The organism is Streptomyces sp. NPDC001507, from assembly GCF_042894765.1.
In the GTDB taxonomy this organism is placed as follows: Bacteria; Actinomycetota; Actinomycetes; order Streptomycetales; family Streptomycetaceae; genus Streptomyces.
In genome coordinates this window covers 99,658-125,308 of record NZ_JBIAVV010000008.1, presented here as the reverse complement: position 1 = coordinate 125,308, position 25,651 = coordinate 99,658, and the positions used below count along the sequence as shown (strand labels likewise).

General features: G+C 71.8%; 22 protein-coding genes. 19 read left to right on the top strand and 3 right to left on the bottom strand.

What is annotated here, in order from left to right; genetic code table 11:
- Window positions 1-60 precede the first annotated feature (60 nt).
- From ACFY0K_RS25600 to ACFY0K_RS25540, 13 genes are all read left to right on the top strand, one after another.
- On the top strand, window positions 61-1,041 hold the full coding sequence (locus tag ACFY0K_RS25600; protein WP_351960500.1) for an aspartate carbamoyltransferase catalytic subunit: 981 nt from the start codon (window positions 61-63) through the stop codon (window positions 1,039-1,041).
- 5 nt (window positions 1,042-1,046) lie between these two features.
- Window positions 1,047-2,333 (top strand): dihydroorotase, encoded by a 1,287-nt coding sequence (locus ACFY0K_RS25595; RefSeq protein WP_390641827.1) that lies wholly within the window; start codon window positions 1,047-1,049, stop codon window positions 2,331-2,333.
- Window positions 2,330-2,899, top strand: coding sequence for a hypothetical protein (locus ACFY0K_RS25590; RefSeq protein ID WP_390641826.1), 570 nt, complete (start codon window positions 2,330-2,332; stop codon window positions 2,897-2,899). The genes ACFY0K_RS25595 and ACFY0K_RS25590 overlap by 4 nt, the downstream gene beginning before the upstream one ends.
- Complete coding sequence (gene carA, locus ACFY0K_RS25585; RefSeq protein ID WP_390641825.1) at window positions 2,896-4,038, top strand: glutamine-hydrolyzing carbamoyl-phosphate synthase small subunit; 1,143 nt, start codon at window positions 2,896-2,898, stop codon at window positions 4,036-4,038. The genes ACFY0K_RS25590 and carA overlap by 4 nt, the downstream gene beginning before the upstream one ends.
- On the top strand, window positions 4,031-7,342 hold the full coding sequence (carB, locus tag ACFY0K_RS25580; protein WP_390641824.1) for a carbamoyl-phosphate synthase large subunit: 3,312 nt from the start codon (window positions 4,031-4,033) through the stop codon (window positions 7,340-7,342). The genes carA and carB overlap by 8 nt, the downstream gene beginning before the upstream one ends.
- 121 nt (window positions 7,343-7,463) lie before the next feature.
- The gene (locus tag ACFY0K_RS25575) at window positions 7,464-8,570 is read left to right on the top strand and encodes a quinone-dependent dihydroorotate dehydrogenase (protein WP_390641823.1); all 1,107 of its coding nucleotides are present in this window, start codon (window positions 7,464-7,466) and stop codon (window positions 8,568-8,570) included.
- Window positions 8,567-9,412 (top strand): orotidine-5'-phosphate decarboxylase, encoded by an 846-nt coding sequence (pyrF, locus tag ACFY0K_RS25570; RefSeq protein ID WP_390641822.1) that lies wholly within the window; start codon window positions 8,567-8,569, stop codon window positions 9,410-9,412. The genes ACFY0K_RS25575 and pyrF overlap by 4 nt, the downstream gene beginning before the upstream one ends.
- A gap of 278 nt (window positions 9,413-9,690) precedes the next feature.
- Entirely contained in the window at window positions 9,691-10,014 is a 324-nt protein-coding gene (locus ACFY0K_RS25565) for an integration host factor (RefSeq protein WP_003977346.1), read from the top strand.
- A gap of 60 nt (window positions 10,015-10,074) precedes the next feature.
- A complete protein-coding gene (gene gmk, locus ACFY0K_RS25560) occupies window positions 10,075-10,668 on the top strand; it encodes a guanylate kinase (RefSeq protein ID WP_390641821.1) in 594 nt (197 codons plus the stop codon).
- Between the two features lie 51 nt (window positions 10,669-10,719).
- Entirely contained in the window at window positions 10,720-10,992 is a 273-nt protein-coding gene (rpoZ, locus tag ACFY0K_RS25555) for a DNA-directed RNA polymerase subunit omega (RefSeq protein WP_005319902.1), read from the top strand.
- 73 nt (window positions 10,993-11,065) lie between these two features.
- Complete coding sequence (gene coaBC, locus ACFY0K_RS25550) at window positions 11,066-12,295, top strand: bifunctional phosphopantothenoylcysteine decarboxylase/phosphopantothenate--cysteine ligase CoaBC (RefSeq protein ID WP_390641820.1); 1,230 nt, start codon at window positions 11,066-11,068, stop codon at window positions 12,293-12,295.
- A 239-nt stretch (window positions 12,296-12,534) separates the two neighbouring features.
- Complete coding sequence (gene metK, locus ACFY0K_RS25545; RefSeq protein ID WP_351960491.1) at window positions 12,535-13,743, top strand: methionine adenosyltransferase; 1,209 nt, start codon at window positions 12,535-12,537, stop codon at window positions 13,741-13,743.
- Between the two features lie 312 nt (window positions 13,744-14,055).
- Entirely contained in the window at window positions 14,056-16,215 is a 2,160-nt protein-coding gene (locus ACFY0K_RS25540; protein ID WP_390641819.1) for a primosomal protein N', read from the top strand.
- 89 nt (window positions 16,216-16,304) lie between these two features.
- Here ACFY0K_RS25540 and ACFY0K_RS25535 read toward each other — a convergent pair whose 3' ends face one another.
- Window positions 16,305-16,850, bottom strand: a complete 546-nt coding sequence (locus ACFY0K_RS25535) for a hypothetical protein (protein WP_352364540.1) — start codon at window positions 16,848-16,850, stop codon at window positions 16,305-16,307.
- 288 nt (window positions 16,851-17,138) lie between these two features.
- Between ACFY0K_RS25535 and fmt the strand changes: the two genes are divergently transcribed.
- The 4 genes from fmt to ACFY0K_RS25515 all read left to right on the top strand — a co-directional run bounded on the left by fmt (window position 17,139) and on the right by ACFY0K_RS25515 (window position 21,548).
- Entirely contained in the window at window positions 17,139-18,071 is a 933-nt protein-coding gene (gene fmt, locus ACFY0K_RS25530) for a methionyl-tRNA formyltransferase (RefSeq protein ID WP_390641818.1), read from the top strand.
- A gap of 83 nt (window positions 18,072-18,154) precedes the next feature.
- Window positions 18,155-19,582 (top strand): RsmB/NOP family class I SAM-dependent RNA methyltransferase, encoded by a 1,428-nt coding sequence (locus ACFY0K_RS25525; protein ID WP_390641817.1) that lies wholly within the window; start codon window positions 18,155-18,157, stop codon window positions 19,580-19,582.
- A 157-nt stretch (window positions 19,583-19,739) separates the two neighbouring features.
- Window positions 19,740-20,426: a ribulose-phosphate 3-epimerase gene (gene rpe / locus ACFY0K_RS25520; protein WP_133026031.1), complete on the top strand. Its 687-nt coding sequence runs from the start codon at window positions 19,740-19,742 to the stop codon at window positions 20,424-20,426.
- A 78-nt stretch (window positions 20,427-20,504) separates the two neighbouring features.
- The gene (locus ACFY0K_RS25515; protein WP_351960485.1) at window positions 20,505-21,548 is read left to right on the top strand and encodes a sugar-binding domain-containing protein; all 1,044 of its coding nucleotides are present in this window, start codon (window positions 20,505-20,507) and stop codon (window positions 21,546-21,548) included.
- A gap of 111 nt (window positions 21,549-21,659) precedes the next feature.
- Here the strand turns inward: ACFY0K_RS25515 and ACFY0K_RS25510 are convergent, their stop codons facing one another.
- Both ACFY0K_RS25510 and ACFY0K_RS25505 read right to left on the bottom strand, forming a co-directional pair.
- Entirely contained in the window at window positions 21,660-22,250 is a 591-nt protein-coding gene (locus ACFY0K_RS25510; protein WP_390641816.1) for a TetR/AcrR family transcriptional regulator, read from the bottom strand.
- Between the two features lie 63 nt (window positions 22,251-22,313).
- Window positions 22,314-23,621 (bottom strand): MFS transporter, encoded by a 1,308-nt coding sequence (locus tag ACFY0K_RS25505; protein WP_390641815.1) that lies wholly within the window; start codon window positions 23,619-23,621, stop codon window positions 22,314-22,316.
- A 390-nt stretch (window positions 23,622-24,011) separates the two neighbouring features.
- On the opposite strand from ACFY0K_RS25505, the gene ACFY0K_RS25500 reads away from it, so the two are divergent.
- Together ACFY0K_RS25500 and ACFY0K_RS25495 are read left to right on the top strand one after the other, a co-directional pair.
- On the top strand, window positions 24,012-24,977 hold the full coding sequence (locus tag ACFY0K_RS25500; protein ID WP_390641814.1) for a Dyp-type peroxidase: 966 nt from the start codon (window positions 24,012-24,014) through the stop codon (window positions 24,975-24,977).
- Window positions 24,978-24,982: 5 nt separating this feature from the next.
- Window positions 24,983-25,651 carry an alpha/beta hydrolase gene (locus tag ACFY0K_RS25495; RefSeq protein WP_390641813.1) on the top strand — a complete coding sequence of 223 codons (669 nt, stop codon included), beginning with the start codon at window positions 24,983-24,985 and terminating at the stop codon, window positions 25,649-25,651.

The following is a 25,651-nucleotide window of genomic DNA, read 5'->3' as shown; positions in this document are numbered from 1 at the left end:
GGTGCGCCCACGCCTGCCCGCAATCTCCCGATATGTGAACTTCCTTACGGAGCCTGACAGATGCAGCGTCATCTCATCTCGGCCGCCGACCTCACCCGCGACGACGCCGTCCTGATCCTCGACACCGCCGAGGAGATGGCCCGGGTCGCCGACCGGCCGATCAAGAAGCTGCCGACCCTGCGCGGCCGCACCGTCGTCAACCTCTTCTTCGAGGACTCGACCCGGACCCGGATCTCCTTCGAGGCCGCCGAGAAGCGCCTCTCCGCCGACGTCATCAACTTCACCGCCAAGGGGTCCAGCGTCTCCAAGGGCGAGTCCCTGAAGGACACCGCCCAGACCCTGGAGGCGATGGGCGTCGACGCCGTCGTCATCCGGCACGGCGCCTCCGGGGCGCCCTACCGGCTCGCCAACTCCGGCTGGATCGACGCGGCCGTCATCAACGCCGGCGACGGCACTCACCAGCACCCCACCCAGGCCCTCCTGGACGCCTTCACCATGCGCCGCCGCCTGGTCGGCCGGGACGCCGGGACGGGGCAGGACCTGGCCGGCAAGCGCATCACCCTCGTCGGCGACGTCCTGCACAGCCGGGTCGCCCGCTCCAACGTCGACCTGCTGCACACCCTCGGCGCCGAGGTCACCCTGGTCGCCCCGCCCACCCTGGTGCCGGTCGGGGTCGAGCGGTGGCCGTGCGAGGTGTCGTACGACCTCGACGCCGTACTGCCGAAGTCCGACGCCGTGATGATGCTCCGCGTCCAGCGCGAGCGCATGAACGCGGCGTTCTTCCCGACCGAGCGCGAGTACTCGCGGCGCTACGGCCTCGACGGCGAGCGCATGGCCAAGATGCCCGAGCACGCCATCGTGATGCACCCCGGTCCGATGGTCCGCGGCATGGAGATCACCGCCGAGGTCGCCGACTCCGAGCGCTGCACCGTCGTCGAGCAGGTCGCAAACGGAGTCTCCATCCGGATGGCGGTTCTGTACCTCCTGCTCGGCGGCAACGAACCCGCCGTCAGCCACGCCCGCACCACCGAGGAGAAGTAAGACCCATGAGCAAGATCCTGATCCGTGGTGCGAAGGTGCTCGGCGGTGAGCCGCAGGACGTCCTGATCGACGGCGAGGTCATCGAGGCGGTCGGCCCCGGGCTGTCCGCCGAGGGCGCCGAGGTCGTCGAGGCCGCCGGGAAGGTGCTGCTGCCCGGCCTGGTCGACCTGCACACCCACCTGCGCGAGCCGGGGCGCGAGGACTCCGAGACCGTCCTCACCGGCACCCGCGCGGCGGCGAGCGGCGGCTACACGGCCGTGTTCGCCATGGCCAACACCTTCCCGGTCGCCGACACCGCCGGCGTCGTCGAGCAGGTCTACCGGCTCGGCCGGGAGCACGGCTACTGCGACGTCCAGCCCATCGGCGCCGTCACCGTCGGCCTGGAGGGCAGGAAGCTCGCCGAGCTGGGCGCCATGCACGAGTCGGCAGCCGGGGTCACCGTCTTCTCCGACGACGGCAAGTGCGTCGACGACGCCGTGATCATGCGGCGCGCCCTGGAGTACGTGAAGGCCTTCGGCGGGGTCGTCGCCCAGCACGCCCAGGAGCCGCGGCTGACCGAGGGCGCCCAGATGAACGAGGGCGTCGTCTCCGCCGAGCTGGGGCTCGGGGGCTGGCCCGCCGTCGCCGAGGAATCGATCATCGCGCGCGACGTACTGCTCGCCGAGCACGTCGGCTCCCGCGTCCACATCTGCCACCTCTCGACCGCCGGCTCCGTCGAGATCGTGCGCTGGGCCAAGTCCCGCGGCATCGACGTCACCGCCGAGGTCACCCCGCACCACCTGCTCCTGACCGACGAGCTGGTGCGGTCGTACAACCCGGTCTACAAGGTCAACCCGCCGCTGCGCACCGAGCGCGACGTCTTCGCGCTGCGCGAGGCGCTCGCCGACGGCACGATCGACATCGTCGCCACCGACCACGCCCCGCACCCGCACGAGGACAAGGACTGCGAGTGGGCCGCGGCCGCCATGGGGATGGTCGGCCTGGAGACCGCGCTGTCGGTGGTGCAGGAGACCATGGTGGACACGGGCCTGCTGACCTGGGCCGGCGTCGCCGACCGCATGTCCGTCAAGCCCGCGCGGATCGGGCAGGCCGCCGGTCACGGGCGCCCCGTCTCGGCAGGTGAGCCCGCCAACCTCACCCTCCTCGACACGGAATACCGTGGCCTGGTGGACCCCGCGGGCTTCGCCTCGCGCAGCCGCAACACCCCGTACGAGGGACGCGAGCTGCCGGGCCGTGTCACCCACACGTGGCTGCGGGGCAAGGCGACGCTCGTGGACGGGAAGCTGACGTGACACCTCTGATCCTGCTGGCCGACGAGAAGAAGTCGGCCGCGGTCACCGACTGGTCCGCCCGCATCGGCTGGCTCGTCGGCCTCGCCCTGTTCGTCGCGCTCGTCTACTGGCTGATGCGCGAGGGCTGGAAGTGGCGCGGCACCCTCCAGGGCGACCTCCCGGAGCTGCCCAGCGCGCCGGACGACCCCGGTGCCGTGAGACTGACGATGAGCGGCCGCTACCACGGCTCCACCACCGCCGGGCAGTGGCTGGACCGCATCGTCGCCCGCGGCCTCGGCTCCCGCAGCCGGGTCGAGCTCACCCTGACCGACGCGGGACTGGATGTCGTGCGCCCCGGCGCGACCGACTTCTTCATCCCGGCCGACGCGCTCCGCGAGGCCCTGCTCGGCAAGGGCATCGCGGGCAAGGTCCTCACCGAGGGCGGACTCCTCGTGGTGACCTGGCAGCACGGCGACAAGCTGATCGACTCCGGTTTCCGCTCCGACCAGGCGGCCGAGCACACCGAGTGGGTCGACGCCATCAACTCCATGATCAAGACAACCAGCACGGAAGGCGCCGAACGATGACGACCTCCACCAGGGGAGCCGCCAAGGTTCCCGCCGTACTCGTCCTGGAGGACGGCCGGATCTTCCGCGGCCGCGCCTACGGGGCCGTGGGGGAGACCTTCGGCGAGGCCGTGTTCTCCACCGGCATGACCGGCTACCAGGAGACCCTGACCGACCCGTCGTACGACCGCCAGATCGTGGTCGCCACCGCCCCGCAGATCGGCAACACGGGGTGGAACGACGAGGACGACGAGTCCAGCCGCATCTGGGTCTCCGGCTACGTCGTGCGCGACCCCGCGCGCGTGCCCTCCAACTGGCGCGCCAAGCGTTCGCTGGACGAGGAACTGGTCGCGCAGGGCGTGGTCGGCATCTCCGGGATCGACACCCGCGCCCTCACCCGCCATCTGCGCGAGCGAGGCTCGATGCGCGCCGGCGTCTTCTCCGGCGAGGCGATCGCCACCGACGCCGAGCTCCTCGCGCGCGTGCAGGCCCAGCCGCACATGAAGGGCGCCTCGCTGTACGAGGAGGTCGCCACCAAGGAGGCGTACGTCGTCCCGGCCGTCGGGGAGAAGCGGTTCACCGTCGCCGCCGTCGACCTCGGCATCAAGGGCATGACCCCGCAGCGGATGGCCGAGCGCGGCATCGAGGTGCACGTGCTGCCCGCGACCGCCACCGAGGACGACGTGTACGCCGTCTCCCCGGACGGCGTGTTCTTCTCCAACGGCCCCGGCGACCCGGCCACGGCCGAAGGACCGGTGGCCCTGATGTCCGCCGTCCTGGAGCGGAAGACCCCGCTGTTCGGCATCTGCTTCGGCAACCAGATCCTCGGCCGCGCGCTCGGCTTCGGCACCTACAAGCTGAAGTACGGCCACCGGGGCATCAACCAGCCGGTCCAGGACCGTACGACCGGCAAGGTCGAGGTCACCGCCCACAACCACGGCTTCGCCGTCGACGCGCCGCTCGACAAGGTCAGCGACACGAAGTTCGGCCGCGCCGAGGTCTCGCACGTCTGCCTGAACGACGACGTCGTGGAGGGGCTGCAGCTGCTCGACCAGCCGGCCTTCTCCGTCCAGTACCACCCCGAAGCGGCAGCGGGCCCGCACGACGCCGCCTACCTGTTCGACCGCTTCGTTTCCCTGATGGAGGGCCAGCGTGCCTAAGCGCACCGATATCCAGTCCGTCCTGGTCATCGGCTCCGGCCCGATCGTCATCGGCCAGGCCGCCGAGTTCGACTACTCCGGCACCCAGGCCTGCCGCGTGCTGCGCGCCGAGGGCCTCAGGGTCATCCTGGTCAACTCCAACCCGGCGACGATCATGACCGACCCGGAGATCGCCGACGCGACCTACGTCGAGCCGATCACCCCGGAGTTCGTCGAGAAGATCATCGCCAAGGAGCGCCCCGACGCGCTGCTGCCCACCCTGGGCGGCCAGACGGCGCTCAACACCGCGATCTCGCTGGACGAGAACGGCGTCCTGGCCAAGTACGGCGTCGAGCTGATCGGCGCCAACGTCGAGGCCATCAACAAGGGCGAGGACCGCGACCTCTTCAAGGAGGTCGTGGAGGCGGTCCGGCAGAAGATCGGGCACGGCGAGTCCGCGCGGTCGGTCATCTGCCACACCATGGACGAGGTCCTCGCGGGCGTCGAGGAGCTCGGCGGCGGCTACCCGGTCGTCGTCCGCCCCTCCTTCACCATGGGTGGCGCCGGCTCCGGCTTCGCCCACGACGAGGAGGAGCTGCGCCGGATCGCCGGGCAGGGCCTCACGCTCTCCCCGACCACCGAGGTGCTCCTGGAGGAGTCCATCCTCGGCTGGAAGGAGTACGAGCTGGAGCTGATGCGCGACAAGCACGACAACGTCGTGGTCGTCTGCTCCATCGAGAACTTCGACCCCATGGGCGTGCACACCGGCGACTCGATCACCGTCGCGCCCGCGATGACGCTGACCGACCGCGAGTACCAGATCCTGCGCGACATCGGCATCGCCGTCATCCGCGAGGTCGGCGTCGACACCGGCGGCTGCAACATCCAGTTCGCGGTGAACCCCGAGGACGGTCGCGTGATCGTCATCGAGATGAACCCGCGCGTGTCGCGGTCCTCGGCGCTCGCCTCCAAGGCGACCGGCTTCCCGATCGCGAAGATCGCAGCGAAGCTGGCCGTCGGCTACACCCTGGACGAGATTCCCAACGACATCACGCAGGAGACCCCGGCCTCCTTCGAGCCCACGCTCGACTACGTGGTCGTCAAGGCCCCGCGCTTCGCGTTCGAGAAGTTCCCGCAGGCCGACTCCACGCTGACCACCACCATGAAGTCGGTCGGCGAGGCGATGGCCATCGGCCGCAACTTCCCCGAGGCCTTCCAGAAGGCGCTGCGCTCGCTGGAGAAGAAAAACAGCCAGTTCACCTTCGTCGGCGATCCCGGCGACAAGCAGGCGCTGCTGCACGAGGCGGTACGGCCCACCGACGGCCGGATCAACACCGTCATGCAGGCCATCCGGGCGGGCGCCACGCCCGAGGAGGTCTTCGAGTTCACGAAGATCGACCCGTGGTTCGTCGACCAGCTCTTCCTGATCAAGGAGATCGCCGACGAGCTGGCCGGGGCGCCGGAGCTGAGCGCCGAGCTGATCGCCGACGCCAAGCGGCACGGCTTCTCCGACCAGCAGATCGCCGAGATCCGCGGCCTGCGCGAGGACGTCGTCCGCGAGGTCCGGCACGCGCTCGGCGTGCGCCCGGTCTACAAGACGGTCGACACCTGCGCCGCCGAGTTCGCCGCGAAGACGCCGTACTTCTACTCCTCCTACGACGAGGAGACCGAGGTCGCGCCGCGCGAGAAGCCGGCCGTCATCATCCTGGGCTCCGGCCCCAACCGCATCGGCCAGGGCATCGAGTTCGACTACTCGTGCGTGCACGCGTCCTTCGCGCTGAGCGAGGCCGGCTACGAGACGGTCATGGTCAACTGCAACCCGGAGACCGTCTCCACCGACTACGACACCTCCGACCGGCTCTACTTCGAGCCGCTCACGCTGGAGGACGTGCTGGAGATCGTGCACGCCGAGCAGCAGGCCGGTCCGGTCGCGGGCGTGGTCGTGCAGCTGGGCGGCCAGACCCCGCTGGGCCTGTCCCAGGCGCTCAAGGACAACGGCGTGCCGATCGTCGGTACGTCCCCCGAGGCGATCCACGCCGCCGAGGACCGCGGCGCCTTCGGCCGAGTCCTCGCGGAGGCGGGCCTGCCGGCCCCCAAGCACGGCACGGCGACCACCTTCACCGAGGCCAAGGCCATCGCCGACGAGATCGGCTACCCGGTGCTCGTCCGCCCGTCGTACGTGCTCGGCGGGCGCGGCATGGAGATCGTCTACGACGAGACCCGGCTGGCGGCGTACATCGCCGAGTCGACCGAGATCAGCCCCACCCGGCCGGTCCTCGTCGACCGGTTCCTGGACGACGCCATCGAGATCGACGTCGACGCGCTCTACGACGGCGAGGAGCTGTACCTCGGCGGCGTCATGGAGCACATCGAGGAGGCCGGCATCCACTCCGGCGACTCGGCCTGCGCCCTGCCCCCGATCACGCTCGGCGGCTTCGACATCAAGCGGCTGCGCGCCTCGACCGAGGCCATCGCGAAGGGTGTCGGCGTCCGCGGTCTGATCAACATCCAGTTCGCGATGGCCGGGGACATCCTCTACGTCCTCGAAGCCAACCCGCGCGCGTCCCGCACGGTTCCCTTCACCTCGAAGGCGACCGCGGTGCCGCTGGCCAAGGCCGCCGCCCGGATCTCGCTGGGCGCGACCGTCGCCGAACTGCGCGCCGAGGGGCTGCTGCCGGCCCGCGGTGACGGCGGCGAGCTGCCGTTCGACGCGCCGATCTCCGTGAAGGAGGCGGTCATGCCGTGGTCGCGGTTCCGCGACATCCACGGGCGGGGCGTCGACACCGTCCTGGGCCCGGAGATGCGCTCCACGGGCGAGGTCATGGGCATCGACTCGGTCTTCGGCACGGCGTACGCCAAGTCGCAGGCCGGGGCGTACGGGCCGCTGCCGACCAAGGGGCGCGCGTTCATCTCCGTCGCCAACCGCGACAAGCGCTCCATGATCTTCCCGGCGCGCGAGCTGGTCGCCCACGGCTTCGAGCTGCTGGCCACCTCCGGCACGGCCGAGGTGCTCAAGCGCAACGGCATCAACGCGACGGTCGTGCGCAAGCAGTCGGAGGGCATCGGTCCCCAGGGCGAGAAGACGATCGTCCAGCTGATCCACGACGGCGAGGTCGACCTCATCGTCAACACGCCGTACGGCACCGGGGGTCGCCTGGACGGGTACGAGATCAGGACGGCCGCGGTGGCCCGGTCGGTGCCGTGCCTGACGACCGTGCAGGCGCTGGCGGCGGCTGTGCAGGGGATCGACGCGCTGAACCACGGGGACGTGGGGGTGCGGTCGCTCCAGGAGCATGCGGAGAGGTTGACGGCCGCGAGGGACTGAGAGGTCGTAGTGAGGCTGCGGGCCGGTTGTGGCTGGTCGCGCAGTTCCCCGCGCCCCTTCAGGGCGCTCCGCTGAGGGGGGACTCCGGAGACGGCGTCCCCCCTCCGTATGAGGACCACTGATGTACAAGATCTTCTTCCAGCTCGTCTTCCGGCGGATGGATCCCGAAGCCGCCCACCACCTCGCCTTCCGGTGGATCCGGCTCGCCGCCCGGATCCCGGTGCTGCGCACGTTCATTGCCGCCGCCTTGGCTCCCCGCTACAAGGAGCTGCGCACCGAGGCCTTCGGGCTGCGGATGCACGGGCCTTTCGGGCTGGCCGCCGGGTTCGACAAGAACGCCGTGGCGATCGACGGGATGTCGATGCTCGGGTTCGACCACGTCGAGATCGGGACCGTGACCGGGGAGGCGCAGCCGGGGAATCCCCCGAAGCGGATGTTCCGGCTCGTCGCCGACCGGGCGCTGATCAACCGGATGGGGTTCAACAACGACGGCTCGTTGACCGTGGCCGCGCGGCTGGCGACCCGTGAGGCCGTGTTCAGGACCGTCGTGGGCGTCAACATCGGCAAGACCAAGGCCGTACCGGAGGCCGAGGCCGTCGGTGACTACGTGAAGTCGGCCGAGCGGCTCGCGCCGTACGCGGACTACCTGGTCGTGAACGTGTCCTCGCCGAACACGCCGGGACTGCGCAACCTCCAGGCCGTCGATCACCTCCGTCCGCTGCTGACGGCCGTGCGCGAGGCCGCCGACCGCGTGGCGGCGAACCGCCGGGTGCCGCTGCTGGTGAAGATCGCGCCGGACCTCGCCGACGAGGACGTCGACGCCGTCGCCGACCTGGCCGTCGAGCTGGGCCTGGACGGGATCATCGCCACCAACACGACCATCGCGCGCGAGGGGCTCGGGCTGCGCTCCGATCCCGCCCTGGTGAAGGAGACCGGAGGGCTCTCCGGGGCGCCGCTCAAGGCGCGCTCCCTGGAGGTGCTGCGGCGGCTGTACGCGCGCGTGGGCGACCGGATCACCCTGGTCGGCGTCGGCGGCGTCGAGAACGCCGAGGACGCCTGGCAGCGCATCCTCGCCGGTGCCACGCTGGTCCAGGGCTACAGCGCCTTCATCTACCAGGGGCCCTTCTGGGGCCGCGCCATCCACAAGGGCCTCGCGGCACGCCTGCGCACCAGCCCGTACGCCACCCTCGCCGACGCGGTCGGCGCCGACGTGAGGAAGACGGTATGAGCCCGCTGGAGCCCTTCGGCGCGCGACTGCGCCGCGCCATGGACGAGCGCGGTCCGTTGTGCGTCGGCATCGACCCGCACGCCTCCCTGCTCTCCGAGTGGGGTCTGAACGACGACGTGGCGGGCCTGGAGCGGTTCAGCCGTACGGTCGTCGAGGCGGTGGCCGACCGGGTCGCCGTGATGAAGCCGCAGAGCGCGTTCTTCGAGCGGTTCGGCTCGCGCGGCATCGCCGTGCTGGAGCGGGTGGTGGAGGAGGCGCGGGCGGCCGGGACGCTGGTCGTGATGGACGCCAAGCGCGGCGACATCGGATCGACCATGGCCGGGTACGCGGAGGCCTTCCTGAGCAAGGACGCGCCGCTGTTCTCGGACGCCCTGACCGTCTCCCCGTACCTCGGCTACGGCTCGCTCAGCCCGGCCGTCGCGCTGGCCCGGGAGAGCGGGGCCGGCCTGTTCGTGCTGGCGCTCACCTCCAACCCGGAGGGCCCCGAGGTGCAGCACGCGGTGCGCGCCGACGGGCGTACGGTCGGCGCGACCGTGCTGGCCCACCTCGCCGCCGAGAACGCGGGGGAGGAGCCGCTGGGCTCCTTCGGCGCCGTCGTCGGCGCCACGGTCGGCGACCTGTCGGCGTACGACCTCGGCATCAACGGTCCGCTCCTCGCGCCGGGCGTCGGCGCGCAGGGGGCGACGGCGGCCGACCTGCCCATGGTCTTCGGGGCTGCCGTGCGCAACGTGGTTCCAAACGTGAGCCGAGGTGTTTTGCGTCACGGTCCCGATGTCGGGGCCCTGCGGGCGGCCGCGGAGCGGTTCGCGGGCGAGATCCGGGATGTCGTCGCAGGTCGGTGAGGGCTCCGGCGAGAGTCCGGGAAGTGCTCCGCCGGGCACTACGGCGACTGCCCGATCGTGAATACATCCTCAAATCCGGGGCAGTATGTCTGAAATGTCCGGCCTGACGGAGGCTGACCAGGACTTTTCCGCTGTTCTCGCTGACTCCGGCGGACTTGCCCGCTAGTCTCCGAGCAGAGTCAACGGGCAAGCGTGTTGCTCGTAGCTCCCCAGGTGTGGGGCGACTAGGTTCCTCACCGGTCCGTATCCGACAGTTCGACATCCGAGGTGACGTAGGCGTGGCTCTTCCGCCCCTTACCCCTGAACAGCGCGCAGCCGCGCTCGAAAAGGCCGCCGCGGCTCGCCGGGAGCGGGCCGAGGTCAAGAATCGACTCAAGCACTCCGGCGCCTCTCTTCACGAGGTCATCAAGCAGGGCCAGGAAAACGACGTCATCGGCAAGATGAAGGTCTCCGCCCTGCTCGAGTCCCTGCCGGGCGTGGGCAAGGTCCGCGCCAAGCAGATCATGGAGCGACTCGGGATCTCCGAGAGCCGCCGCGTGCGTGGTCTCGGTTCCAACCAGATCGCCTCCCTGGAGCGCGAGTTCGGCAGCACCGGCTCCTGATCACGGGGCCGTCCGGGAGGGCCGTCCCGGACGGCCTGCGATTGCTGGAATAATCGCTGCATGGCTGCAACATTCCGGGGGACGACCCCCGAGCCCCCGGACGATCGTCCGCGGCTGACCGTGCTCTCCGGCCCCTCCGGGGTCGGCAAGAGCACGGTCGTCGCCCATATGCGCAAGGAACACCCCGAGGTCTGGCTCTCGGTGTCGGCGACCACGCGCAAGCCCCGCCCCGGCGAGAGGCACGGCGTCCACTACTTCTTCGTCTCCGACGAGGAGATGGACAAACTGATCGCCAACGGCGAACTCCTGGAGTGGGCCGAATTCGCCGGCAACCGCTACGGCACCCCGCGCGCCGCGGTGCTCGAGCACCTGGAGGCCGGCGTGCCGGTCCTCCTGGAGATCGACCTCCAGGGCGCCCGGCAGGTCCGCGAGACCATGCCGGAGGGCCGGCTGGTGTTCCTGGCCCCTCCGTCCTGGGAGGAGCTGGTGCGCAGGCTCACCGGGCGCGGCACCGAGGCGCCCGAGGTGATCGAGCGGCGGCTGGACGCTGCCAAGGTCGAGCTCGCGGCCGAGCCGGAGTTCGACGAGACCCTGGTCAACACCTCCGTCAAGGACGTGGCGCGCGAGCTGCTAGCCTTGATGGACGTTGTGTGATCGTTGCTGATCATTCAGACTGAATCTTTCCCATCCATCGGAAGGCAGAGCGTGTCCTCTTCCATCACCGCGCCCGAGGGCATCATCAACCCTCCGATCGACGAGCTCCTCGAGGCCACCGACTCGAAGTACAGCCTCGTGATCTACGCGGCCAAGCGCGCCCGTCAGATCAACGCGTACTACTCGCAGCTCGGCGAGGGCCTCCTCGAGTACGTCGGTCCGCTCGTCGACACCCACGTCCACGAGAAGCCGCTCTCCATCGCCCTGCGCGAGATCAACGCGGGTCTGCTGACGTCCGAGGCCATCGAGGGTCCGGCGCAGTAGTACTTTCGTATTGCGGTTGACTTATCCACAGGCCCGGCAGCCGACTGCCGGGCCTGTGGTGTGTGATGGCGTCATGGATTCGACGAGTGGAGGCCCGGTGGGCAAGCCGAAGGTCGTGCTGGGGGTCAGCGGCGGCATCGCCGCGTACAAGGCCTGTGAGCTGCTGCGGAGGTTCACGGAGTCGGGTCACGACGTCCGGGTCGTGCCCACCGCCTCCGCGCTGCACTTCGTCGGCGCCGCGACCTGGTCCGCCCTCTCCGGCAACCCGGTCTCCACCGAGGTCTGGGACCACGTCGAGGAGGTCCCGCACGTCCGCATCGGCCAGCACGCCGACCTGGTCGTCGTCGCCCCGGCCACCGCCGACATGCTCGCCAAGGCGGCCCACGGCCTCGCCGACGACCTGCTCACCAACACCCTCCTCACCGCCCGCTGCCCGGTCGTCTTCGCCCCCGCGATGCACACGGAGATGTGGGAGCACCCGGCCACCCAGGAGAACGTGGCCACGCTGCGCCGCCGCGGCGCCGTCGTGATCGACCCGGCGGTCGGCCGCCTCACCGGCGTCGACACCGGCAAGGGCCGCTTCCCCGACCCGGCGGAGATCTTCGAGGCCTGCCGCCGCGTCCTGGCGAGAGGAGCGGCGGAGCCCGACCTGGCCGGCCGCCACGTCGTCGTCTCCGCCGGCGGCACCCGGGAGCCCCTCGACCCCGTCCGCTTCCTGGGCAACCGCTCCTCGGGCAAGCAGGGCTACGCCCTCGCCCGCACGGCCGCGGCACGGGGCGCCCGCGTGACGCTGGTCGCCGCCAACACCGCGGGACTGCCCGACCCGGCCGGCGTGGACGTCGTCCCGGTCGGTACGGCCGTACAGCTGCGGGAGGCGGTGCTGAAGGCGGCCGCCGACGCCGACGCCGTGGTGATGGCCGCCGCCGTCGCCGACTTCCGCCCCGCGGTCTACGCGGCCGGGAAGATCAAGAAGAAGGACGGCCAGGATCCCGAGCCGGTCGTCCTGGTGCGGAATCCGGACATCCTCGCGGAGATCTCGGCCGACCGGGCGCGGTCCGGACAGGTGATCGTCGGCTTCGCCGCCGAGACCGACGACGTCCTCGCCAACGGCCGGACCAAACTGGCCCGCAAGGGCTGCGACCTGCTCGTGGTGAACGAGGTGGGGGAGCGCAAGACCTTCGGCTCCGAGGAGAACGAGGCCGTGGTGCTCGGCGCCGACGGCAGCGAGACACCGGTGCCGCACGGGCCGAAGGAGGCTCTCGCCGACGTCGTCTGGGACCTGGTGGCGGCCCGTTTGGGTTAGCTTATTTCAGCCGTATGTCAACTTTGCGGGACACGACATTGCGGTGCGGGGGCTCTGGTCAAGGCCGCCGACCATTGGGCAGAATGCCCGTGCCGCAGGTCACAGCACTTCCGAGTGTCGAGACAGGTAGGCCGGCGGCCGAGTGCGACCGATAAACTGTTCTCGGACGACGCCCGGGTGCAGCCCCCGTGTCGTCCGCCAATGATCAGACAGCAGCCGCTGCAACCCCAGGGAGCGTTGTGTCCCGTCGCCTGTTCACCTCGGAGTCCGTGACCGAGGGTCACCCCGACAAGATCGCTGACCAGATCAGCGACACCATTCTCGACGCGCTGCTGCGCGAAGACCCGTCCTCTCGGGTCGCCGTCGAGACGCTGATCACCACCGGCCTGGTGCACGTGGCCGGCGAGGTCACGACCAAGACGTACGCGGACATCGCGACGCTGGTCCGCAACAAGATCCTGGAGATCGGCTACGACTCCTCGAAGAAGGGCTTCGACGGCGCCTCCTGCGGCGTCTCGGTCTCGATCGGCGCGCAGTCCCCGGACATCGCCCAGGGCGTGGACTCGGCGTACGAGAACCGGGTCGAGGGCGACGAGGACGAGCTCGACAAGCAGGGCGCCGGCGACCAGGGCCTGATGTTCGGCTACGCGACGGACGAGACGCCGACGCTGATGCCGCTCCCGATCTTCCTGGCGCACCGCCTCTCCAAGCGCCTCTCCGAGGTCCGCAAGAACGGCACCATCCCCTACCTGCGCCCCGACGGCAAGACGCAGGTCACCATCGAGTACGACGGCGACAAGGCCGTCCGCCTCGACACGGTCGTGGTCTCCAGCCAGCACGCCTCCGACATCGACCTGGAGTCGCTGCTCGCCCCCGACATCCGCGAGTTCGTCGTGGAGCCGGAGCTGAAGGCGCTGCTGGACGACGGCATCAAGCTCGACACCGAGAACTACCGTCTGCTGGTCAACCCCACCGGCCGCTTCGAGATCGGCGGGCCGATGGGCGACGCCGGCCTGACCGGCCGCAAGATCATCATCGACACCTACGGCGGCATGGCCCGCCACGGCGGCGGTGCCTTCTCCGGCAAGGACCCGTCCAAGGTCGACCGCTCGGCCGCCTACGCCATGCGCTGGGTCGCCAAGAACGTCGTCGCGGCCGGCCTGGCCGCCCGCTGCGAGGTCCAGGTGGCGTACGCGATCGGCAAGGCCGAGCCCGTCGGTCTCTTCGTCGAGACCTTCGGCACGGCCAAGGTCGACCACGAGAAGATCGAGAAGGCCATCGACGAGGTCTTCGACCTGCGTCCGGCCGCCATCATCCGCGACCTCGACCTGCTCCGCCCGATCTACGCCCAGACCGCCGCGTACGGCCACTTCGGCCGTGAGCTCCCCGACTTCACCTGGGAGCGCACGGACCGCGTGGACGCCCTGCGTGCGGCCGTGGGTCTGTAACCCCCGGAGCATCCGCTGCCGAGGCCCGGTCTCCCTTCGGGGAAGCCGGGCCTCGGCGCGTCCGGGGAGACCGGGGAACCCGTCGCGTCCGGGGCCGCGGAAATCGGCTGGTCGCCGGGAACGGGTGATCAGCAGGGTGGAGCCCTCCCGGTGCGATGGCCGCGGTGCTTTTGTCGAGTGTGCCCAGGGGCGCGCGGTGATGATGATGTGTTCCGGCCGTTGCCGGGCTGATCTCAGGAGAGCTGCGCCGCCCGGGCCGAACGGCTGGCCGGACGGCCCCGGTTGTCAGTGGTGTTTGGTAAGAATGCAAGGGTGAGCAGCGAGAACGAGCAGGGGGGCGGGGGCGCCGGAGGGGCGCCGCCGGAGCAGCTCGCGCTCATTCGGGAGAGCGTGCGGGGGGCCAAGGCGCCCCGGGCCAAGCCGCGGACCTGGCGGGGTGCCGCGGTGGCCGAGCGGTTGCCGGTCGCGCGGGTGCTCGTGGACAAGGGTGTGCTCCATCTCGACCGCTACTTCGACTACGCCGTCCCCGCCGAGCTGGACGCCGAGGCGCAGCCGGGGGTGCGGGTGCGAGTGCGGTTCGGGGCCGGGCGGCACCGGGTGCGGGACGGGCGCCGCGAGGGCGGAGGGCTCATCGACGGATTCCTGGTCGAGCGGCTCGCCGAGTCCGACTACTCGGGGCCGCTGGCCGCGCTGGCTCAGGTGGTGTCGCCCGAGCCGGTACTGAGCGAGGAACTGCTGCGGCTCGCACGCGCGGTCGCCGACCGGTATGCGGGGAGCCTCGCGGATGTGCTGCAGCTGGCCGTGCCGCCGCGCAGCGCGCGGGCCGAGAAGCGGCCCTCGCCGGAGCCGCTGCCGCCCCCGCCCGTACCGGGTGCAGGAAGCTGGTCGCGGTACGAGCACGGGGCCGCCTTCGTCGAGTCGCTGGCCTCCGGTGGCGCACCGCGCGCCGTGTGGAACGCCCTGCCGGGTCCCGGCTGGAGCGAGGAGATCGCCCGGGCCGTCGCCGCCACGCTCGCTTCGGGACGCGGCGCGCTGGTCGTCGTACCGGACGGACGGGCCGCCGCGCGGGTCGATGCCGCGCTGAGCGAGGTGCTGGGCGAGGGGCGGCACGCACTGCTCACGGCCGACGCCGGGCCCGAGAAGCGGTACGCGCAGTGGCTCGCCGCCAGTCGCGGGTCGGTACGGGCCGTCGTGGGGACGCGGGCGGCCATGTTCGCGCCCGTACGGGATCTCGGGCTCGTCGCGATCTGGGACGACGGGGACGACAGCCACAGCGAGCAGCACGCGCCGCAGCCGCATGCGCGGGATGTGCTGCTGTTGCGGGCGGCGCTGGACAAGTGCGCTTTTCTGCTCGGGAGTTGGAGCTGCACGGTGGAGGCCGCGCAGCTGGTGGAGAACGGCTGGGCGCGGCCCCTGGTGGCGGGCAGGGAACAGGTGCGGCAGGCCGCGCCGCTGGTGCGGACGGTCGGGGACGGAGACCTCGCGCGGGACGAGGCCGCGCGCGCCGCCCGGTTGCCCACGCTCGCCTGGCAGGCCGTCCGGGACGGGTTGCGGCACGGTCCGGTGCTGGTGCAGGTGCCACGGCGGGGGTATGTGCCGCGGATGGCCTGCGCCCAGTGCCGGGCGCCGGCCCGCTGCCGGCACTGTGCCGGTCCGCTGGAGGCGCGGGACGCCGGAGCGCTGCAGTGCGGGTGGTGCGGACGGGCGGAGAACGACTGGCACTGCCCCGAGTGCGGCGGCTTCCGGCTGCGCGCCCAGGTGGTCGGCGCGCGGCGGACCGCCGAGGAGCTGGGGCGGGCCTTCCCCGCCGTCCCCGTACGGACCTCGGGACGCGAGCAGGTGCTGGACACCGTGCCCGGGACACCGGCGCTGGTCGTGAGCACACCGGGCGCCGAGCCGGTCGCCGAGGGCGGCTACGCGGCCGCCCTGCTGCTGGACGGCTGGGCGATGCTCGGGCGGCCCGACCTGCGGGCCGGTGAGGACGCGCTGCGCCGGTGGATCGCGGCCGGGGCGCTGGTGCGGCCGCAGGCGGACGGGGGGACCGTGGTCGTCGTCGCGGAGCCGACGCTGCGGCCGGTGCAGGCGCTGGTGCGGTGGGACCCCGTCGGGCACGCGGTGCGGGAGCTCGCCGAGCGGGCGGAGCTGGGGTTTCCGCCGGTGTCGCGGATGGCGGCGGTGTCGGGGACCGCGGAGGCGCTCGCCGGGTTCCTCGGTACGGCCGAACTGCCGCCGGACGCCGAGGTGTTGGGGCCGGTTCCGGTACCCGTGGTGCGGGCCGGGGCGCCTCGGCGGGCGGGTGCGCCGCCGCCGGGGGAGCACTGGGAGCGGGCGCTGGTACGGGTGCCGCCGGGGAGCGGTGCGGCGCTCGCCGCCGCCCTGAAGTCGGCGCAGGCCGCCCGGATGGCGCGGGGGAGCGGGACCGGGGGCGGGGATGCGGTGCGGGTGCGGATCGATCCGCCGGACATCGGGTGAGCCGGCAGACGGCTGCCCTCCCGGATGCTTGCCGGGAGGGCAGGAGCAGGCGGGCCGCCGGCCCTTGCCGACGGCGGCCGTTGCGTGTGTCAGCCGTTGCGCGGGCCGGGGAAGGCCGTCGGCCTGGCCTCGTCGCGAAGGGCGGGGCTGCCCGCGGTCGGCTGGGTCGGCATCGAGCGGGCGGCCGGGACCGTGGGCACCGTGGGCAGGCCGCCGGCCACGTTGAGGGTGCGGGTGCCGGACGGATCCGTGGACCGGTCGGGATCGGCCGCCGCCGTCTGGGCCGCGGCGCGGCGGGCGCCGTAACGGCGGTGCACCGCCTGCTTGGTGACGCCGAGCGCGGAGCCCACCGCGTCCCACGAGAAGCCGAGCGAGCGGTCGAAGTCCACGGCGGCCGTGACCAGGGTTTCGACACTGTCCCGGAGTTCCTGGGCGAGCCGGACCGTCGGGGCGGGGGCGCGTCCGTAGACGACGAAGCCCGTGGACGGACCGGATCGGCGCGGGCGGTAGACGTTGCCCAACTGGGCGGTGAGCGTGCGTAGTGCGTCCACCTGGCGGCGGACCCGCTCGATGTCCCGCACCAGCAAGTGCAGGCTGGCCCGGGCCTGGGCGTCGTGGGTTGCGTGGTCGGCCATGAACAAGCCTCTCGAACCGGCGTTGAAAGGAATGGGCCGCGTATGCGGCCCGTAGTGGTCAACTCTCTCTTGACCAACGCGTGGGCGCTCCGCTGGTCACGGTGTGGGGGCGTATGGGCATATGCGTACGCCGGGTTTGCACCACCGGGTGTTCTCCCACCCGCGCACCACCCGTCCCGGTCGGCGGAGAGGCCGAGCGGCCTGTGGGCTGGGGGCGGTGGTTGATCGGTGCGGCATAGACTTGCTTGTTGCCCGTGTTGATGCCGTTCGAGAGGGTCGCAGTCGCCCATGAAGCTTGTCTTCGCCGGTACCCCCGAAGTCGCCGTTCCCGCTCTGGACGCTCTCATCTCCTCCGGACGGCACGAGGTGGCCGCCGTGGTCACGCGGCCCGATGCGCCGGCCGGGCGGGGACGCAGGCTGGTCGCTTCGCCTGTGGCCGAGCGGGCGATGGAGGCGGGGATCGAGGTGCTGCGGCCGGTCAAGCCGCGCGAGCCGGAGTTTCTGGAGCGGCTGAGGGAGATCGGGCCGGACTGCTGCCCGGTGGTGGCCTACGGCGCGCTGCTGCCCCGCGTCGCGCTCGACGTGCCCGTCCACGGGTGGGTCAACCTGCACTTCTCGCTGCTCCCCGCCTGGCGCGGGGCGGCTCCCGTGCAACACTCCATCATGGCGGGCGACGAGATCACGGGCGCCTCCACCTTCCTCATCGAGGAGGGGCTGGACTCCGGGCCCGTCTACGGGACGGTCACCGAGGAGATCCGGCCCACCGACACCAGCGGTGACCTGCTGACCCGGCTCGCCTTCGCCGGGGCCGGGCTGCTCGCCGCGACCATGGACGGTATCGAGGACGGCACGCTCAAGGCCGTACCGCAGCCGGGAGAGGGCATCACCCTCGCGCCCAAGATCACCGTCGAGGACGCGAAGGTGGAGTGGTCGGCGCCGGCGCTGCGGGTCGACCGGGTGGTGCGGGGCTGCACCCCGGCCCCCGGTGCCTGGACCGTCTTCCGGGGTGAGCGGCTCAAGCTCATCCAGGTCACGCCGGTGCCCGAGCGCACCGACCTCGGCCCCGCCGAGATCGCCGTCGGGAAGAACAGCGTGCACGTGGGGACGGGGTCGTACGCCGTGGAACTGCTGTGGGTACAGGCCCAGGGCAAGAAGCCGATGCGGGCCGCCGACTGGGCGCGTGGCGTGCGCATCGGCGCGGGGGAGACCCTCGGCGACTGAGCCCCCTTTCCCACCGGCGGCCTTCCGGCGTACGCGGCGTACGCTGGGAGTCGCCTCATTCCCATACCCGGAGCACCTTTTTCGTGAGCGAGCAGTCCCGGCGGCCGCGCAGGCCCGCCAAGCCCTACCGCCGTCCCCAGAAGGACCCCGTCCGCATCCTCGCCTTCGAGGCGCTGCGCGCCGTGGACGAGCGGGACGCGTACGCCAACCTCGTGCTGCCGCCGCTGCTGCGCAAGGCCCGCGAGAAGGAGGGGCCCGAAAAGTTCGACGGGCGGGACGCCGCGCTCGCGACCGAGCTGGTGTACGGGACGCTGCGCCGCCAGGGGACGTACGACGCGATCATCGCCGAGTGCGTCGACCGGCCGCTGCGTGAGGTGGACCCGCCGGTCCTCGACGTGCTCAGCCTCGGTGTGCACCAGTTGCTCGGGACGCGGATCCCCAGCCACGCCGCCGTCTCCGCCTCCGTCGAGCTGGCCCGGGTGGTGCTGGGGGACGGACGGGCCAAGTTCGTCAACGCCGTGCTCCGCAAGGTCGCGCAGGACGATCTGGACGGCTGGATCGCGAAGGTCGCGCCGCCCTACGACCAGGACCCCGAGGATCATCTGGCCGTGGTGCACTCGCACCCGCGGTGGGTCGTCTCCGCCCTCTGGGACTCGCTGGGGGGCGGCCGCGCGGGGATCGAGGAACTGCTGGCCGCCGACAACGAACGGCCCGAGGTGACCCTGGTCGCCCGGCCCGGGCGGGCCACCACCGAGGAACTCCTCGGTGAGGAGGCCGCCACGCCGGGGCGCTGGTCGCCGTACGCCGTGCGGCTCACCGAGGGCGGCGAGCCCGGCGCCATCGCCGCCGTGCAGGAGGGCCGGGCCGGTGTGCAGGACGAGGGCAGCCAGCTGGTCGCTCTCGCGCTCGCCGGCGTGCCGGTCGAGGGCCCGGACGCGAAGTGGCTCGACGGCTGCGCCGGACCCGGCGGCAAGGCCGCGCTGCTCGCCGCGCTCGCCGCCGAGCGGGGGGCCGTGCTGCTCGCCTCCGAGAAGCAGCCGCACCGGGCCGGGCTGGTCGAGAAGGCGCTGCACGGCAACCCGGGGCCGTACCAGGTCATCGCGGCCGACGGCACCCGGCCGCCGTGGCGCGCCGGCACCTTCGACCGGGTCCTGATGGACGTCCCCTGCACCGGCCTCGGCGCGCTGCGGCGCCGCCCGGAGGCACGGTGGCGGCGCCGCCCCGAGGACCTCGACAACTTCGGTCCGCTGCAGCGTGCGCTGCTGCGGACCGCGATCGACTCGGTGCGGGTGGGCGGGGTGGTCGGTTACGCGACCTGTTCCCCGCACCTGGCGGAGACGCGGGCGGTGGTGCAGGACGTGCTCAAGCAGCGGCCGGAGACCGAGCTGGTGGACGCGCGTCCGTTCCTGCCCGGTGTGCCGGAGCTGGGCGAGGGGCCGGATGTGCAGCTGTGGCCGCATGTGCACGGCACGGACGCGATGTACCTGGCGCTGATCCGGAGGACCGGCTGAGGTCGGGGGTGGGAACGCCCACCTGCGGCTGGGCAGCGCCCCGAAAGGGGCGCGGGGAACTGCGCGAGCAACCCCCACCCACCCGCGGCCGACACTCAGCCGTAACCACTCCGAACCCCGCTCGGCCCACCCCGTCAGGGCATGGCACGCTTGGGGCATGGCCGTGCAGATCAACCCCAGCATCCTGTCCGCCGACTTCGCCCGCCTCGCGGACGAGGCGAAGGCGGTCGAAGGCGCCGACTGGCTCCACGTCGACGTCATGGACAACCACTTCGTCCCGAACCTCACGCTCGGTGTGCCGGTCGTAGAGTCCCTGGCCCGTGCAACGGACACCCCGCTGGACTGCCACCTGATGATCGAGGCCCCTGATCGGTGGGCGCCGCAGTACGTCGAAGCGGGGGCCTCCTCCGTCACCTTCCACGTGGAGGCGGCGGCCGCCCCGGTGCGGCTCGCCCGGGAGATCCGGGCGAAGGGTGCCCGCGCGTCCATGGCGCTCAAGCCCGCCACGCCCATCGAGCCGTACGAGGACCTGCTCCCCGAGCTGGACATGCTGCTGATCATGACGGTGGAGCCGGGCTTCGGCGGCCAGGCGTTCCTCGACATCATGCTGCCGAAGATCCGCCGCACCCGGGAGTTGATCAGCAAGCACGGGCTGGAGCTGTGGCTCCAGGTCGACGGTGGAGTTTCCGCGTCGACGATCGAACGGTGTGCGGACGCAGGAGCCGACGTTTTTGTGGCAGGTTCCGCGGTGTACGGGGCAAACGACCCGGCAGAGGCGGTACGTGCACTACGCACCCAGGCGGCGACGGCCACCGCCCAGGCGTCGTGGGCGTGCGACCACTGAGGTACGGGAACGTGAACGGCTCCGATCAGGGCTGATCAAGTGCGCCGGATCTGCAAGGATGAACGGCGTATCCAGAGTGTGAACAGCAGTGAGGAGATGGCCGTGTCGGGTATGTCGGCGGGCCGGTCAGCCATGCGGATGGGACCCGCAGAGCTGGTGCAGGCGGCGGCCATGGCCCGCCGCTTCTACCTCGAAGGCAAGTCCAAGATCCAGATCGCGGAGGAGTTCGGCGTCAGCCGCTTCAAAGTGGCCCGGGTACTGGAGACTGCCCTCGAAAGGGATCTCGTACGCATCGAGATCCGCGTACCGGCCGAACTGGACGCCGAGCGCTCGGACGCGCTCCGTGCCCGGTACGGCCTGCGGCATGCCGTCGTGGTCGAGTCCCCGGCCGAGGCGGAGGAGACCCCCGACCCCGAGAACCTCGGCGAGGTCGCCGCGGACCTGCTCGGCGAACTGGTCAGCGAGGGGGACGTGCTCGGACTTGCCTGGGGCCGGTCCACCATCCACATGGCGGCCGCGCTGGACCGGCTGCCGCCCTGCACGGTGGTGCAGTTGACCGGCGTGTACGACGCAGGGACCTCCGAGCGCGGGTCGGTCGAGGCCGTCCGGCGCGCTGCCCAGGTCTCGGGCGGCGACGCGCACCCCATCTACGCCCCGATGCTGCTGCCGGACGCGGCCACCGCGGCGGCGCTGCGCAACCAGACCGGGATCGCCCGGGCCTTCGAGTACTTCGACAAGGTCACCGTCGCCTGCGTCTCCATCGGTTCCTGGGAGCCGGGTATCTCCACGGTGCACGACATGCTCAGCGACGAGGAGCGCGCACACTACGCCACGCTCGGCGTCGCCGCCGAGATGGCCGCGCACCTCTTCGACGCCGAGGGCCGCCGGGTCGGACGCGACCTGGGGGAACGCTGCATCACGGTCAAAGCCGACCAGTTGCGCCGGATCCCGGAGGTCGTCGCGATCGCGGGCGGGCAGCGCAAGGCGTCCGCGATCGACGCGGTGCTGCGGTCGGGGCTGGTCACCAGCCTCGTCACCGACACCTCGGCCGCCGACTACCTGATGACGGCGGGCACCACTCCCAAGCCCGCCCTGAACCGCGCGGACCCGGACGGTCCCTGACCGGGGCAGGGGGCACGGCAGTGCCGCGGCAGCCGGTGTGACAACGCTGCCGCGGCGGACGAGCAGGCCCGGAGACGGGGCCTTCCGGAGGGGGCCTTCGGGACGGGGTCCTCAGGTCTCGGCGGGCAGCGCCGCGTCGATCAGGACGGCGGCCGCCTCCCGGGCGACCGGACCCACCGACGGGTCGCGGTCCATCCGTGCGGCCACCACACTCCCGTCGTAGAGCAGGCGCAGACGGCGGGCGAGTGCCTCCGGATCCGGGGCGCCGGCGTCCCGGGCGAGGTCGGTGAACAGGGCCCGGACCCAGGCGCGGGAGACGTCGGAAGCCTCCTCGATGGTGCTGCCGTGCTTGGCCTCTGCGCTGGCCGCCATGAACGCGCACCCGCGGTAGTCCTGCTCGGCGAACAGCTCGGTCTGCGCGTCGAAGACGGCCAGCAGCCGGTCCCGCGGGGTGTCGGCGCCGTCGACGGCACGCAGCAGCCGCTCGGTCAGCCTGGCGTGCCGGGAGTCGAGGTAGGCGCGGATGAGCTGGTCCTTGCCGCCGAAGGTGTTGTACAGCGAGGCCTTGGCGACCCCGGCGCGCTCGATGATCCGGTCGATCCCGACCGACTGCACGCCCTCCGCGTAGAACAGCTCGTTCGCCGCCGAGAGCAGGCGCTCCCGGGCGGTGGGTGCCTTGGCATCTGCCGACGTCTTAGTCATGCCACTCACCTTCCCGACACTTCCGGATTCCGATTCTACGGCTGACCAGACCGGTCTACTCAGTCATCGTGCCCGTGTGACGCGCTCGGGCTGCTCCGCCCGGACCGGCACCGTCTGCGCGCCCCCGGACGCCACCTTCACGCCGGGCGCGAGCTGCGGCTTGCCGCGCACCAGCAGGGCGGCCAGGGCCAGCAGCGCCAGACCGATGACCACCGCGCCGTACTCCTCGGAGGTCGGGACCAGCCCGCCTCCGTGCACGACCAGCGTGCCGGCGGCGACCGACGGGACGCCCATGCCGAGGTAGGCGACGACGAAGAGCAGCGACAGCACGCCCGAGCTCTCGTGGGACTTCGCCAGCGGCAGCACGGTGCGGATGCCGCCCTGGAAGCCGCTGCCGAAGCCGAGGCCGGCGACGGCCGTGCCGACGAAGAACAGCGCCGCAGCGCTCTGGTCGACGGCGAGCAGGGTCAGGGCGACCCCGGCGACGAGCGCGCCGATGCCGGTGTACATCACGGTCGTGGACGGCGCCTTGCGCAGCGCGAGGACCGAGACGGCCGCGACGAACGCGAGGATGAAGAGGCCGAGACCGCCCCAGACCGCGGAGGTGGAGCCGACCAGGGTGCGGACCAGGGACGGGCCGAGCGAGCCGTAGAAGCCGGCGAGGGCCCAGACGGCGAAGACGACGGGCGCCGCCGCGAGGACCGCGCCACGGACCGTGCGCGGGAGCCCGATCTCGGGCACCAGGCTGGCCAGGGCGCCCGGCTGCCTGGTGACGGTCTCGTCGATCAGGGCGATGGCGACGGCCTGGGCGGCGAACACGGCCAGCAGCCCGAGGTAGATCGTGTGGGTGGGGGCGGGCAGGTACTGCACGACGAAGCCGCTGACCAGCGAGCCGGTCGCGGTGCCGAGGCCCGGGGCGAAGGCGTTCGCCGTGGTGCCGCGGGAGCGGTTGATGTCCATCATCGCGGCCCCGACGGCGCCGAGCGCGGCGCCGGTGGACAGGCCCTGCACGATGCGGGCGACGAGCAGTTCGCCGACGCCCCCGGCGGTGGAGAAGAGCAGCATGGCGACGGCCTGGGCGGCGATCGCGGTGATCAGGACCGGGCGGCGGCCGACGTGGTCGGACAGCTTGCCGAGGACGAGCAGGCCGGAGAGGACGGCGATCGCGTAGACGCCGAAGACGACCGTGGTGGTGATCGGGCTGAATCCCCACTCGGCCTGGTAGGTCGCGTAGAGCGGGGTGGGCGCGCTGGAGGCGGCCAGGAAGGAGACGACGACGGAGGCGAGCACGTAGAACGCCGCGCGCGGCGGTATCGGCCTGCGTGCTGCCGTGGGGCGCTCGGTGCGCTCGTGCGATGCGAGGTGGTTCATCGGAGATCCTTCGCGGGGACGGGGCCGAGGAGCGTCGGTTCGGAGCTGCTTGTTGAGTAGACCGGTCTGTCTACCGTGTCTGGTCAACCGCATAGACAGGTCTGTCTATTCCGCTGGGCGAAGGATTCCTCGGAAAATTTCTGTCACCGCGCGGTCAGGCCGCGGCGGGGCTCAGGGGCCCGGTGCTCGTCGAACTGGACGGTGTGGGCCACCTGTCCCCGCTGGAGGCACCGGACCTGGTCGCCCGGCACCTCGGGGACTTCCTGCGCCCCCTGTGAGGCGCACGGCGAGGTACGGTCGCCATCACTTGGAGCGTCTTCGCCGACTGAACGCCGTCAACCCCGAGTATGTGTACGACAGGCCGTGTGCCGAACGCATCGGGAGGACGCGTTGACCACTGAACCCCAGTCCGTGCCGGAAGCCGAACCGCAGCCGGTGCTCGGTCCGTTGACCACCGCCGCGATCTTCCTGGTGCTCACCGTCCGCCCCGGCGGTGAGGGCACGGCGCGGGAGGTGCTCGGCGATCTCCGCGCGCTGCAGCGCAGTTTCGGGTTCGGCGCGCCGGAAGCCGCGCTGAGCTGTGTGGCGGGGATCGGCTCCGAGGCCTGGGACCGGCTCCTCGACCACCCCCGTCCGGCGGAGCTGCACCCCTTCCGGCCCCTGGCGGGCCCCCGGCACACCGCGGTCGCCACCCCCGGCGACCTGCTCTTCCACATCCGGGCCACCCGGTTCGACCTGTGTTTCGGGCTCGCCGCCGAGATCATGCACCGGCTGCGCGACGCGGTGACCGTCGAGGACGAGGTGCCGGGCTTCAAGTACCTGGACGCTCGCGACCTGCTGGGCTTCGTCGACGGCACCGAGAACCCGGTCGGCGCCGCCGCCCGCAGGGCCGTCCTGATCGGCGCGGAGGACCCCGGCCATGCCGGCGGCAGCTACGTGGTCGTACAGAAATACCTCCACGACCTCGACGCCTGGAACGCGCTGCCCGTCGAGACGCAGGAGCGGATCATCGGCCGTACGAAGGCCACCAACGTCGAACTGGAGGAGCCGGCCTCCCACAAGGGCCTGAACACGGTCACCGGACCGGACGGCGAGGAGCAGAAGATCCTGCGCGACAACATGCCCTTCGGCAGCCCCGGCGGCGGCGAGTTCGGCACCTACTTCATCGGGTACGCCCGGACGCCGGACGTCATCGAGCGGATGCTGCGCAACATGTTCCTCGGCACCGGGGACGCCACCCACGACCGGATCCTCGACTTCTCCACCGCGGTCACCGGCACCCTCTTCTTCGTGCCGTCCGACGACTTCCTCGACGACCTGCCCGCCCTCCCCGGAGCCGGCGAGGGGGGACGGTGAGAACGGTGAACGCGCAGGTGATCGTGGTGCCGGGCGGCGGCTACGTGCAGTACGCCGAGCACGAGGCCGAGCCGGTGGCCGAGTGGCTCACCGGGCTGGGGCTGGGCATCGAGGCGAGCGTCTTCCGGTATCCCCTCGGGGTGCGGCATCCGGCCCCCCTGGAGGCGCTGCGTGCCGAGATCCGGCGGCTGCGGGCGGCCGGGGCCGACCGGATCGGGCTCGTGGGGTTCTCGGCGGGCGGGCACCTCGCGGGTCTGGCCGCCCTGGCCGCGGACGGCGACGCGCGGACGGCGGTGCAGTTCGCCGTGCTCGGCTACGCGATCACCTCGATGGAGACCGAGACCTACCGGCCCTCACAGGACGTCCTGCTGGGCGAGGACGCCCCGCCGGAGCTGCGCCGGGCCACCTCGCTCGACGCGCTGGTGACCCCGTCGGCGCCCCCGTTCTTCCTCTGGCACACGGCCGAGGACCCGTATGTGTGGCCCGAGCACACCTATCGCCTGGCCATGGCCCTGGCCGCCCACGACGTGCCCCACACCGTGCACGTCTACCCGCACGGCCCGCACAGCCTGGGCCTCGCCCACGGCGCCGGAGAGGCCTCGACCTGGACCCGTTCGGCGGCGACCTGGCTGGCCGAACAGACCGCCCCCGCAACCCCACTCGGACGGCACTGA